Source organism: Bradyrhizobium sp. BWA-3-5 (genome assembly GCF_032917985.1).
Taxonomy (GTDB): domain Bacteria; phylum Pseudomonadota; class Alphaproteobacteria; order Rhizobiales; family Xanthobacteraceae; genus Bradyrhizobium.
Genome location: NZ_CP136626.1, coordinates 2,508,869 through 2,521,555, shown reverse-complemented (window position 1 = coordinate 2,521,555; position 12,687 = coordinate 2,508,869). Strand labels below are relative to the sequence as shown.

At 63.5% G+C, this 12,687-nt stretch carries 11 protein-coding genes and 1 pseudogene; 7 read left to right on the top strand and 5 right to left on the bottom strand.

Annotated elements, in window-relative coordinates; genetic code table 11:
* Position 1: 1 nt before the first annotated feature.
* Positions 2-1,576, bottom strand: a complete 1,575-nt coding sequence (locus RX331_RS11990; RefSeq protein WP_317256766.1) for an MDR family MFS transporter — start codon at positions 1,574-1,576, stop codon at positions 2-4.
* Between the two features lie 426 nt (positions 1,577-2,002).
* Between RX331_RS11990 and RX331_RS11985 the strand changes: the two genes are divergently transcribed.
* A complete protein-coding gene (locus RX331_RS11985; RefSeq protein ID WP_317256765.1) occupies positions 2,003-2,203 on the top strand; it encodes a hypothetical protein in 201 nt (66 codons plus the stop codon).
* A gap of 417 nt (positions 2,204-2,620) precedes the next feature.
* On the opposite strand, the gene RX331_RS11980 is transcribed toward RX331_RS11985, so the two are convergent.
* Positions 2,621-3,133 (bottom strand): YcgN family cysteine cluster protein, encoded by a 513-nt coding sequence (locus tag RX331_RS11980; RefSeq protein ID WP_317256764.1) that lies wholly within the window; start codon positions 3,131-3,133, stop codon positions 2,621-2,623.
* Positions 3,134-3,419: 286 nt separating this feature from the next.
* Here RX331_RS11980 and RX331_RS11975 point away from each other — a divergent pair, with 286 nt between their 5' ends.
* From RX331_RS11975 to RX331_RS11965, 3 genes are all read left to right on the top strand, one after another.
* Positions 3,420-5,699 (top strand): PBP1A family penicillin-binding protein, encoded by a 2,280-nt coding sequence (locus tag RX331_RS11975; protein WP_317256763.1) that lies wholly within the window; start codon positions 3,420-3,422, stop codon positions 5,697-5,699.
* 149 nt (positions 5,700-5,848) lie between these two features.
* A complete protein-coding gene (locus RX331_RS11970; protein WP_317256762.1) occupies positions 5,849-6,427 on the top strand; it encodes a DUF1214 domain-containing protein in 579 nt (192 codons plus the stop codon).
* Entirely contained in the window at positions 6,424-7,041 is a 618-nt protein-coding gene (locus RX331_RS11965; protein WP_317256761.1) for a DUF1254 domain-containing protein, read from the top strand. The genes RX331_RS11970 and RX331_RS11965 overlap by 4 nt, the downstream gene beginning before the upstream one ends.
* 630 nt (positions 7,042-7,671) lie before the next feature.
* Here RX331_RS11965 and RX331_RS38750 read toward each other — a convergent pair.
* Together RX331_RS38750 and RX331_RS11960 are read right to left on the bottom strand one after the other, a co-directional pair.
* Positions 7,672-7,842 (bottom strand): annotated as a pseudogene (locus RX331_RS38750) (adenylate/guanylate cyclase domain-containing protein); the annotation flags it as partial.
* Positions 7,843-8,922: 1,080 nt separating this feature from the next.
* Entirely contained in the window at positions 8,923-9,819 is an 897-nt protein-coding gene (locus RX331_RS11960) for an MBL fold metallo-hydrolase (protein WP_317256760.1), read from the bottom strand.
* A 92-nt stretch (positions 9,820-9,911) separates the two neighbouring features.
* On the opposite strand from RX331_RS11960, the gene RX331_RS11955 reads away from it, so the two are divergent.
* The 3 genes from RX331_RS11955 (at position 9,912) to RX331_RS11945 (ending at position 11,917) form a co-directional block, all read left to right on the top strand.
* A complete protein-coding gene (locus tag RX331_RS11955; protein WP_317256759.1) occupies positions 9,912-10,784 on the top strand; it encodes a LysR family transcriptional regulator in 873 nt (290 codons plus the stop codon).
* Between the two features lie 194 nt (positions 10,785-10,978).
* Positions 10,979-11,167 (top strand): hypothetical protein, encoded by a 189-nt coding sequence (locus RX331_RS11950; RefSeq protein WP_410708186.1) that lies wholly within the window; start codon positions 10,979-10,981, stop codon positions 11,165-11,167.
* A 48-nt stretch (positions 11,168-11,215) separates the two neighbouring features.
* Positions 11,216-11,917 carry a hypothetical protein gene (locus RX331_RS11945; protein ID WP_317258097.1) on the top strand — a complete coding sequence of 234 codons (702 nt, stop codon included), beginning with the start codon at positions 11,216-11,218 and terminating at the stop codon, positions 11,915-11,917.
* Here RX331_RS11945 and RX331_RS11940 read toward each other — a convergent pair whose 3' ends face one another.
* Positions 11,918-12,634, bottom strand: coding sequence for a hypothetical protein (locus RX331_RS11940; protein ID WP_317256757.1), 717 nt, complete (start codon positions 12,632-12,634; stop codon positions 11,918-11,920).
* Positions 12,635-12,687: the final 53 nt, after the last annotated feature.

Sequence of the window (12,687 nt, the reverse complement as noted above, 5' to 3'; positions counted from 1 at the left end):
CCTACTCCGCCATGTCCGCCGGCGTCGACGGACCGGCGAGCGGCCGCTCCTCCATGAGGACGATGCACAGCGCGGCGCAGGCCATCAGCGCGGTGGCGGCGCCGAACACGTAATGGAACGCGGTGACCATGTCGGCCACCGGCATGGCATTCGCCGGTCCACGATGTTCGCCGACCGAGATGCCTGATCCCAGCGCCATCAGCAGGATCGCGCTGAAGACGGCGACCGCGAATGACGACATCAGCGCGCGGAAGAAGTTCATCGCGCCAGTCACGGTGCCGATCTGCGGACGCGCCACCGAATTCTGTAGCGAGACCACGCTGACCGGGAATGTGGTGCCAAGGCCGAGCGCAAACAGCGAGAGCACGACCAGAAATCCCCAAAGCGGCAGCGTCGTCACCGTCATCACCACGCCGAATATCGTTGCCGCCGACGTGCCGGCGATCGCCACGCGCTTGTAATGCTTGGCGCGCGCCATGGTCCGTCCGGCGATCGCGGCACCACAGGTGGAGACGGCGGCAATCGGGATCAGCGCAAGCCCCGCTTCGCTCGCGCTCAGATGATAGACGGCCTCGTAATAGAGCGGCAGATGCACGGTCAGCCCCGTGATGGCGCCGAGCGCGCAGCCGCCGGCCGCCATGGCATAGGGCACCACCGTTCCGCCGAGCAACGGCAACGGCAAAAACGGCTCCTCGGCGTTGCGCGCGTGCCAGACGAAGCCGAACGCCAGCGCCACCGCCGCGCCGATCATCGCCATGATCGCCGGCGACAGCCAGGCATAACGATTGCCGCCCCAGGTCAGCACCAGCATGACCACCACGGCGGAGGCCATCAGTAGCAGCCCGCCAAGCCAGTCGACCTTGCGGCGGCGGTGAAACACCGGGATCTTGCCCATCTTGGGCAGCAGCAGGAACAGCGCGCCGACGGCGAGCGGCACGTTGATCCAGAAGATCATCGACCAGTGCAGATGCTCGGCGAAGACGCCGCCGAGCACCGGCCCCAGCAGGCCCGCTGTCATCCAGACGCCGCTGAAATAGGCCTGATACCTGCCGCGCTCGCGCGGTGAGACGACGTCGGAAATCACGGTCTGCACGACCGGCATGATGCCGCCGCCGCCGAGCCCCTGCAGGCCGCGCGCGACGATCAGTACCGGCATGTTCGGCGCCACCGCGCACAAGACAGAGCCGACCGTGAACAGGACGAGCGAGACGGTGATCATGACGCGGCGGCCGTAAATGTCGCTCAGCGTGCCGAATACCGGCGCCACCGCGGTCCCGGCCAGCAGGTAAGCCGTGATGACCCATGACAGATTGCCGACGTCGTTGAACTGGCGGCCGATGGTCGGCAGCGCGGTGGCCACGATGGTCTGATCGAGCGCCGCCAGGAACATCGTCAGCAAGAGGCTCATCAGGATGGTGCGGACTTCATCCTGGGTCAGCGGCGCCGGCGGAGCGAGCGGCGGCGCGTCACTGACGTCAATCACCTCGGTCGTGATGCGTGAAAGCTCTTCGCCGATGTCCCCGGGCAATGTCGTCTGGTCGGCGGGCTCGGCGCCCTGCCGTTGGTGCTTGTTCATGTCGGACGTAATATTGTTCTACGCGGCCAAGGCCGCAGAGATGGAATCGCCTTATGAAGCCACTCTAGAGTTCAAATCCCCCTTCTGACAGCAGGTTAGGCGCATGGGTGCTTCCCGTCAGGGTCGCATCGCGTTGTCGTGATGGCCGGTATGCGCCCGACGGTCCGGCGATCAGGCCGTCCTGATCGGACGCGATCCTGTAGGATTGCGGGTGCGTAGACGGGGGCGCGGTGCGGATTTGAGCCCCGCTGCTTAAGGGGGATTTCCGGGGTGTCCAAATTCGTGAAGGTTAGGTCGGGAACCGTGCCGAACCTTTCTTCCGTGGCGGTCATTGTTCCCCGGTCACTGCTCGGCTCGTGGCATCTACCGGCGATGAGAACGCCGAGTTGCGCTCCCGCCCGCGGATCAGGGGAAAGGAAATGCGCCATGCCTGCCCGGCGTCGTTTTAAACAAACGTTGACCCTTGAAGAACGGCTTGCCGAAGATACGGAACAACTGCGCGAGCAGGCCAAGCTGCTGCCGCCCGGAGACGCACTCGATCAAGTCTTGAAGCGCATCCGGCAGAACGAGACCGCAGCCCATATGACGGAGTGGTTGAATTCCCCGGGCCTGAAAGCGCCCACTTAAGGCCGCGTCAGTTGGTGGCCTCTTTTCATTTGGTGATCTTGTCCTCTTTCCAAGCAAGCGCCGTGACCGCTTTTTGAAACGCGTCATTCCCCGGTCTGCATCTGGCCAAACAGCGATTGTTTGGATCCGTCGCCCAATCAGTCAGCGGCGCTAGCAGCGTGTCGCCCGGCATAGGGTGAGCAATGTCTGCGGCTCAAGATGTAGGCATCCGGCGACCGTAGGCCGGCCACGCCAACGGCCCCGGTTTTTTTCCGCTTCTGGCCGGGGCCGCCGGCTCCCGCCTTGCTTTGGGGCGTGAGTAGCGGAAGCGGCAGCTAATACTCCCCTCGGGAATTTTGGTTCCTATCGGTTATCCGATCATCCAGACAGCACTGCACAGCCGCCGCGATTCTCTCGCGGTCGCAACCAAATCTAATTTCAGGCCGGCCGCTTCTTCAGCCGTGCCCGCTTCGGCAGCAGCGCCGGCCATTGCACGATGTGGTCTTCGAGCTCCTCGTCCGGAATCTCGTCCTCGGTGCCCTGCACCCGCCCCCGCACGGAAACCCCGGCTTCATGCACCGTGTTGGGGTCGCCCGAAATCAGCGGGTGCCACCAGTAGAGATCGCGTCCCTCGGCAACGAGCTTGTAACCGCAGCTCGGCGGCAGCCAGGTCAGGGTGCGGACGATCTCCGGCGTCAGGCGGACGCAGTCGGGAACCTTGTCGGAACGGTTCTGGTAATCCTTGCAGGCGCACAGGCCGGAATCGAGCAGCTTGCAGGAAACATGGGTGAAGTAGATCTTGCCGGTGTCCTCGTCCTCGAGCTTTTCCAGGCAGCAGCGCGCGCAGCCGTCGCACAGGCTTTCCCATTCGGCGTTGGACATCTCCTCCAACGTCTTGGTTTTCCAGAAGAATCCCTCCTGGCCGGAAACTCGTTTAGGTGGCGTGGTCATACGGTCCGATCATTTCGGCTCGGGTTCGGCGGCAAGCCCTTCTAGGAGGTCCGCCAACAGATGCGCAAGCGGGCTGACTACGGGCCCAAAAACGCGTGGAACGCGTTAGGGCTGACCATCAAAATGGTGAGCCGGAGCATTGGTTTATAGCCCCTGCTCGGATAGAACAGATGCGAGTCCCCCAAGAGTCCTAAAAGCGCCTTGGGTTTGCCGCAACACCGAAGCATGACGTATCGATCGCGTCCAGGATGGGCGCCGCGAGCGTTTCGAACGACCAAGGGTCCTAGTGCGCCAGATCCTACCCCCTGATGTGAAGCAGAAGATCCGGAATTTCTTCCTGGATCTGGACGCGCGCATCGACTCGACGCTGTTCTCGTCGGGCAAGGGCCTGCGCGAGCTGTATGAGCGCTACTCCACCTTCATGGACCGCTTCTATGTAGGCCGCTGGAAGCGCTGGGTGTTCATCGAGCCGCTGTCGGAGGCGGCGACCATCGGCCTTGGTGGCCTGGTCATGATGCTGGCGCTCGCGATCCCAGCCTTTCGCGAGACCGCCGATGACGACTGGCTGAAGAAATCCGACCTCGCGGTGTCGTTCCTCGACCGCTATGGCAACCCGATCGGCAGCCGCGGCATCAAGCACAACGACTCGATCCCGCTGGAAGATTTCCCCGACAACCTGATCAAGGCGACGCTGGCGACCGAAGACCGTCGCTTCTACGACCATTTCGGCATCGATTTTCCGGGCCTGGCGCGTGCGCTCGTCACCAACGCGCAGGCCGGCGGCGTGCGCCAGGGCGGCTCATCGATCACCCAGCAGCTCGCCAAGAACCTGTTCCTCAACAATGAGCGCACCATCGAGCGCAAGGTGAAGGAAGCCTTCCTGGCGATCTGGCTCGAGACGCGTCTGACCAAGAATGAGATCCTGAAGCTCTATCTCGATCGCGCCTATATGGGCGGCGGCACCTTCGGCGTCGACGGCGCGGCGCATTTCTACTTCAACAAGTCGGCGCGCGACGTCACGCTGGCGGAATCCGCCATGCTGGCCGGCCTGTTCAAGGCGCCGACCAAATACGCCCCGCACATCAACCTGCCCGCCGCCCGCGCCCGCGCCAACGTCGTGCTCGACAACCTCGTCGACGCCGGCTTCATGACCGAGGGCCAGGTGTTCGGCGCCCGCCGCAACCCGGCAGTTGCGGTCGACCGGCGCGACGAGAACTCGCCGAACTACTATCTCGACTACGCCTTCGATGAGATGCGCAAGCTGGTCGACACCTTCCCGAAATCCTACACCGAGCGCGTCTTCGTGGTCCGCACCGCGATCGACATGAACGTGCAGCGCGCCGCCGAGGACGCGGTCGAGAACCAGCTCCGCCAGTTCGGCCGCGACTATCACGCGACCCAGGCTTCCGTCGTCGTGGCCGATCTCGACGGTGGCGTCCGCGCCATGGTCGGCGGCCGCGACTATGGCGCCAGCCAGTTCAACCGCGCCACCGACGCCTATCGCCAGCCGGGCTCCTCGTTCAAGCCCTACGTCTACGCCACGGCGCTGATGAACGGCTTCAAGCCGACCTCGATCGTGGTCGACGGCCCGGTCTGCATCGGCAACTGGTGCCCGCAGAACTATGGCCATTCCTATTCCGGCTCGGTGACGCTGACCCAGGCGATCACCCGCTCGATCAACGTCGTGCCGGTGAAACTGTCGATCGCGCTCGGGGGCAAGTCGCCGAACCCGGCCAAGGCCGGCCGCGTCAAGATCACCGAGGTGGCGCGGAAGTTCGGCCTCACCGCGCCGCTGCCGGATACGCCGTCGATGCCGATCGGCTCCGACGAAGTCACCGTGCTCGAGCATGCGGTCGCCTATGCGACCTTCCCGAACAAGGGCAAGGCGGTGAAACCTCATGCGGTGCTGGAAGTGCGCACCGGCGCCGGCGACCTGGTTTGGCGCTTCGACCGCGACGGCAAGAAGCCGACGCAGGCCATCCCCGCCTCCGTCGCCTCCGACATGGCGGAGATGATGAGCCATGTCGTCAGCGAAGGCACCGCCCGCCGCGCCGCCCTCGACGGTATCCCGACCGCCGGCAAGACCGGCACCACCAACGCCTACCGCGACGCCTGGTTCGTCGGCTACACCGGCAACTTCACCTGCGCGGTCTGGTACGGCAATGACGACTACTCGCCGACCAACCGCATGACCGGCGGTTCGCTGCCCGCGCAGACCTGGCACGACATCATGGTGGTGGCGCACCAGGGCGTCGAGGTGAAGGAAATCCCCGGCATCGGCATGGGCGCCAAGCTGCCGCAGCCTGCCGCGCCTGCCAATGTCGCCGCCGGCCCGCGGGTGCTCGAGACCAAGCCGGGGCCGCCGCCGGTGCTGACCAGGCGCGGTGCTGACATCCTGGTACGGGTCGAGCGGCTGCTCGACGAGGCCGGCAGGGCCGCGGGCAAGACCTCGTCCAACGATCAGAAGCAGCCTGCCAAGCCGGTCACGTCGGGCGCGCTGGCATTCCCGGAGAACTACATCACGGCCGCTGGCGAACAGGCCGCGCCGGCGGGGCGGAAGAATTAAAACGCATGCGGCAGATTGTTATCCGGCATTCCCCACAACAGATGCGACCCGTCTGCGTCGATGTGTGCGAACCAGGCGAAATGCTTCACCTGCCGGATGAAGCCGGTACGCGCGGAATCTGACGCCGTGAGATTTCGGAGCCCAGGCCCGTGCGGCTGATCTTCATCACCTTGCTGGCGCTCGCGCTCGCCACGGCCGTCGGCCTCGGCTCGACCTATATGACGTCGACGCGCGGCACCGATCTCGGCACGCTGACGATCGGCGCGTGGACCGCGCGACCGAAGAGCGGCAGTTCCGAAATCGATCCCTACTCGCGTGCCTCGATTGCCCGCAGCGGCGAACTGCCGATCGGCACCGGCGACGGCATCGCCTTTACCGCCACCACCGACGACAACAAGAAGCCGCTCGACGGCCGCTGCGACGTGGTCGTCAGCGGGGTGACGCCGGCGGCCCGGTTCTGGACACTGACGCTGTTCGACCGCAAAGGGCACCTGGTCGCCAATTCGCTGCAGCGCTACGGCTTCACCAGCCAGGAGATCGTGCGCGGCTCCGACGGCGCCTTCGAGATTCGCGTCGCGGCGCGCTCCCGTGCCGGCAACTGGCTGCCGACCGGCGGCATCGAGCGCTACACGCTGATGCTGCGGCTTTACGATACCCCGGTGGGCGTTGCGACGCGGACGCAGCGCGACGCGCCAATGCCCTCGATATCGACGGTGAACTGCCCATGATCCGGCTGGCCTTCACCATCATCGCAGGCGTGCTGCTGGGCGGCGTGGTGCATCTCGTCAGCGTGCTGGCGCTGCCGCGCATCGCCACCCAGGACGCCTATTCGCGCCTGACGCCGATGACCAAGGAGAACGCGGTTACGGCGCTGCCGCTCGCCGAGCCGAGCAACGCGCCGATACCGTTCATGGACCCGGCCTTTGCAGTCGCGATCTGCCGCTACGATCTCAAGGACGGCCCGCTGAAACTCACGGTGCCGGTCAGCCAAGCCTATACCTCGGTGTCGTTCTACACCCGCAACGAGGTCGCCTATTACGCCATCAATGACCGCTCGGCCGGCCGCAAGGTGATCGAGCTCGACCTGATGACGGAAGAGCAGCACTCCGCGCTGCCGGAGGACGAGGAAGTCACCGCCGCCGACCGGCTGATCATCGATTCCCCCACCACGACCGGCCTGATCGTGCTCAAGGCCCTCGCCCCCGAGCCCGGCCTGATGCCGCAGGCGCAGGCCTCGCTGGCGGCATCGAAATGCACCGTGGAGACCGAGCCGCCGCCGGCCAAGCAGCCCGAGCCGCCGCCTCCCCCGGCTCCTGCTCCCGCGCCGAAGGGCAAGCGCTGATCAAGGCGTGGTCGGGGACGACGCTTACCTCAGGCGTGTATTCGTAAATCCGAGATGTCCGGCTTCGCGGGTAACGGGGATACGTAATCACGGAATGCCGCGTTGTGATCCATTCCCGATCATCCCTCCGGTATTCCGGCGATGCGCAAGCCCTGAGAAATACGCTGGCGCGCGGCGAGATAAGTTGGATGATCGCTGGGCGCGCTGCTGCTGTAGCGGCGAACCGTGAATTGTGGATTGAGGGCGAGTCCTAACTTTGCAGCGATCTGCGCCCGATCGACGAAACCCGATAGCGCAAGCGATGCGGCTAGTTAGGATAATTTCGTTTCGGCGCGAGAGAAAGCGCTCTCAGTATAGTCGCCTCGGCAGTCGCGGGCGTGCGGCTGTGTCGTTATAGAATGTCGCTCCAACTATTATATCGACGCTGGCAGTACCGACCATCGCCTCAATGTTCTTGGAATCGAGAGATAATGCCCGTTCGAAACAGGTGCGAGCCTGTGCCATGAACTCCGGAGACCATCCCTTTCCACGAAGCCCTACCTTGATCGTTCCAGACGCGCAGCCTCCTCCGTGAGTTGAGTTTGTAACTGATTTGCTAGTCTTGATACGATCTCATCCTGCATCTCAAACAAAGATGTCATGAGATTCGACGATTACGTCACCGATATTTATGCCCACGCGGAAGCAAATTCGACTTTCTTCCGGATCGTCGATTGTGAGTGCGTGAGTACGGTTCTGGAATTCAGTTGCTGCGCGAACCGCGTCGACGGCACTCGCAAACTCTGCCAAAAACCCGTCTCCGGCCAGAGAGAAATGAGTGTACGACGAACAAAACACTCAGCCAAATGCGCTTTGATGAGAGCCGGCAACCAATCACGGAAGGTCAGATTTGCTGACCGATGTCGCAAGTCCCATACGACCAGCTCAAAGCGTGCGCTCTGACGTCGCTTATTGGCCTCCAAGGCGGACATTCCGTCGATGTCTGATTGCGGCGGGGCTGGCGAGCCCTGCCCGGATTGCAACAATACCGATCCCAATGATCAAGACGATGTATCGGCCGAGCCAGATCGGCATCAGGCATGATCTGGTTCAGCGCCTAACGCAGAAAGTCGAACGCTGCCACCAGCAGCACCGACGACGCGACGCCGATTGCGATCACCCGGAACATATCTCTGCGCTCTGATGGCGCCATCATGCAACTCCACTAGACAAGGCCCCGGCGCAGAAGGACGGGTCTGCACCGGGACCGCCCGATCCGCCGATCTGAAAGGGGGCTGGGAGCGATGAATCGAGCACGCCAAGTCAAACACAACCTCTGCGGAATACAAGGATACTTTGCACCAAACACATCGAAAGATTGTGAAGTGTCTTGCAACAATCTCAGGTTCCATGAGAGGAACCGAGCGCTTGTGGTGTGCTGCGCAAAGCGGGTTGCAACAACTCCGCGCTTAGCGCGTTCATCGTAGCGCATCTCAACGTAAGGAGGTTTGCATGGTCAAGAAGACGCTCTTCGCGCTCGGTGTGGCTGCGGTTCTTGCGCTAACGCCGAACGTTGCTTCTGCACAGCGCTTTCACGGGGGAGGATGGCATGGCGGCGGCTGGCATGGCGGTGGCTGGCGCGGCGGAGGTTGGGGCTGGCGCGGGCCGGCCGTAGGTATCGGACTTGGTCTGGGACTCGCCAGCGCAGCGGCTTGGGGACCCGGCTGGGGCTGGGGTGCTCCCGGTTGGCGCTACGCGGCGTGGGATGGTTGCACGAGATGGCGTCGGGTCTGGACCGGCTGGGGGTGGCGCGTTGTCCCCGTGAACGTCTGTTGGTGAGCCGGAACGATTGCCAGTTTCAACTCGTCTGGAGTCGTGCCGACGAAGTCCGACGCACGTACATCATGGACCATGGCCTCTGCGCTCAGAGGCCGAACTGGCAAACACGTCCGCATGTTCGAATGACATAGCCTGGTGCCGGCCGCAGCGGCAGCGCTCGTAGTCCACGGGATCGTGGCTGTTGAAGATGGTCACGGCGTCGCCGTGCTCGGCCTTGAGCGTCCGCAGCCGCTCCTGGTTTTCGAAGCGCATGGCACGGTCCATGTCGGCGCGGCGCTGGAACATGCCGAGCACGAAGGGCATCCGCGGCGAGCCCTGCATCTGGCCGTAGAAGAAATACGCATCGCCCGCGTGCAGCAGCCATCTGTCCCCGCTTCGGACGGCGATGCCGCAATGGCCGATAGTATGGCCCGGCAGCGGGATCATCAAAATGTCGGGCTCGCGGTCGCCGAGCGCGCGCACGCCCTTAAAGCCGAACCAGTCTTCGCCGCCCTCCCCGTAAAACGCCCATTGCGGACCATGCTTCCATTGCGCGGTGACGTAGCGGCCCTTCGGGGCCGGCACCGTGCGCTCAACCGCCATCTCATACTCGCGGCGATGGACGTGCACTTTTGCGTTTGGGAAATCCGGGATACCGCCGGCATGATCGCGGTCGAGATGGGTCAGCAACAGGTGCCGGACGTCGGCCCTCGCATAGCCAAGCGCCTCGACCTGCTTTGCCGCGGTCTCGGCCGGGTCAAGACGCGGCTTGGTCTGCCGTACCCATTTGGGACCGAGCCGAGGCGGCTCCGCGATGTCGTCGAGGCCGATGCCGGTATCGACCAGCGCCAGCCCGTCATTGGTCTCGACCAGCAGGCAATGACACACCATGCGCGCGCGCTGAAACATGCTGCCGGTGCCGTTCACGAGGCGCCGGCCGATCGGGCACATGGTGCCGGTGTTGAGATGGTGGACGCGCATGAGGTCTCTCCTTGAGATCGGAACGCTCAACTTGTCATTGGGAAAACGATAGGTAAAATATTGATAATTTATATCATCGATAGGATGTACCTATGGATATCCGCGAGCTCCGGTATTTCTCGGCCGTGTTCAGGGAGCGCAATTTGACGGCGGCGGCCAGGCGCTGCTTCATCTCGCAGCCCTCGATCTCGGCGGCGATCACCAACCTCGAAGCCGAGCTCGGCACGGCGCTTTTCATCCGCCACAAGAAGGGCGTGGCGCCGACGGAGGCCGCCGCACAATTTCACGCGGTGGCCCGACGCATCATCGATGAGGCGGACGCCGCCAAAAACCTGTTCCGGAAACCCGCGAAGCAAAACACGCTGACGCTCGGCCTGATGCGCACGCTCGACCGTCCCCGCACCATCGAACTATTGAAGCCGCTGACCGGAACGTCGGATATCGCGCTCCGCCTCGTCGGTGTCGATGATGCAGCCGATGCACGGATCATTTCGAAAAACCTGCTGCGCGCCGATGAGCATTTCGTTTCGCTGTGGCGCGAGCGCTACGTCGCAGCGCTGCCGCCGTCGCATCCGCTGACGCTGAAGGAGCGGCTGCGCACCGCCGATCTCGCCGGTGCCGCCATGGTCGATCGCTGTCATTGCGAGCAGAGCGAATTCTTTGGCCGAGCTGCCTCGGCCAGGCGGCAGCCCGCGGCGATTGCGGAATCCGAAGACTGGGCCATGGCGCTGGTGGCCGCCGGCGTCGGCATCGCCATCGTTCCCGAAGGCGTGGCACGCGCCAATTCCGATGTCGCCGTGCGCGAGATCGACGTCGATGTAGAGCGCGAGGTCGGCCTCGCCTACAGCACGAAGCGGCCACCGTCAGAGGTGCTGCAGAATTTTATCGCGAAACTGCAGAGCCGACGTCCCAAAGCGGGTCGCGCCAAATCAGCCGGAAGATCCAGGCGGTACCCGATCACATGAAGTTGTTCAGCACACCATGCACAGCGGACATTCAGGTTCCGGCTGTCTCATATCCGTCGCACCGCAAAAACCTATCGTTCGCACGTGGCCGACCCGCCGCACTGTCGACGTATTCGGGTATTCATGCTCGCGGGTGGCTGAGAGGGGCGCGGCCGGCTGGCCTACTTTCTCCAATATGAAGGAATAATGCTGTGATGAAGATTGTGATTCTGGCGGGTGTGACGCTTGCGTTGGTGACTTCGGCTGGCGCTGCCGACATCCCCCGCGCACAGCCGGTCTATCAGCAGGCCCATGTCGGCAAGATGCCGATTGGCAAGACGCCTGTCGGGAAGACTCCGATTGGCAAGACGCCCGTCGCGGCGCGGCCCTATGCCCGGTACTGAATCGGATCCTCATTGATCCCAGGCTTTATCGTCGAGGAAGGGCGAACCGTGGCAAACAGGCCGAAGCGATCAGGATTATGTTTGCTTGCAGCGCTTGCTGCCCTGCTCCAGTGCGAAATCCATTCAGCTTCGGCGCGCGAGATTGACACTCGCACGGGCCTGGAACGTTTCGTTTCCCACATCCAGGAAGTCCACAAGCGCGTCGCCAATGCGAACGCGCTTGTTTCCGGTGATGCGTCCACTGAAGCGAAATCGGCACCACAGTCTGGCCGAAAGGCGGGATCGGGATCAGCAAAGGGCCCGTATTACGTCGATTTCCGCGCCAGAACGGCGGCAAGCTGGGGACATGCTTTCGTCTGGTTCGGTAAGACGAGCGAGCGAGCCGTTGAAGTCGCGGGCCTTACCCCTGCGGGAGACACGGTGCCTTATGTACTTGGTCATCTGATGTGGGTGCCATCCGAGACCAAGGCGAGCTATGGCGATCTTGACCCGCAGTACCTGACCGCAAGTTACCGCGTTTACCTGAATGAGCCGGACGCAAAACGGGTTTTCGCCTACATCAAGAAATTGCAGGCGAGTTCACCAGTCTGGAACGCCGAAACAACCAACTGCACGGGGTTTATCGGTAGCATCGCAGAATTTATGGGATTGAAAGTGCCCCACCGCTGGCAGCGTCCTGAGAACTATGTCAACAATCTCAAGGCGATCAATGACGGACGCCAGATGATCCGACTGTCGTCGGAGCCATAGCTAGCCCTTCACCGTCACCGCACGCCCGGCCACCGGCTGCGCGGCGACCGGCGGGTTGGCGGTTTGCGCGGCGAGTTCGCCGATCAGGCGGTCGGCGTCGGCGGCGATGCCGTCGGGCGCCTGGATCACCAGCCGCTCCAGCGCCCAGCGATATGAGGCAATGCGCCGCTCCAGGCATTGCTGGACCCATTGCACGATCAGCGTGTTCTCTTCCATGCGCGCGATCGCGTCGGCCTGTTCGCGCAGAGATAGTTCGGACACCATCTTCATGCTGGCGCTGCGCTTGCGGTCGAGCTCGATTACGCGCACCGCCGAGGCGAAGAACGGCTCGAACCGCGTGATGTCGTTGCGCACGTCCTCGATTAACTGCTGATAGCGCGAGGTGTGCGAGCGATGCGGCTCGTCGATCAAGGCGCGGCCATAGGTGGTGCGGTCGAACACCACCTTCTGCCGCCATGGCGAGGGCAGCGGCTGGTAATCGCCGAACACACTCTTCCAGGCCGGCCGCGAATGCGGCGGCTCGATCAAGGGATAGGCGAGGTCGCGAAGCTGGCGCTCGTTTTCGGTGAGCTGGAACTGCGATGGCTTGAGGCCGACGCTTGAGGTGGCTTCCGCGCCGATCCAGCGGTGCATGTCGTCATTGCGCATGTCGGCGCGGGTGCGGCCGAAATCGCCGCCGCTGCAGCCGCCGAGCACGGCACTTGCCGCGAATATCATGAGAGCCGGCAGTAGCCGAAGCCCGGCGGTCCGGATCGGGAGGCACTGCTCCG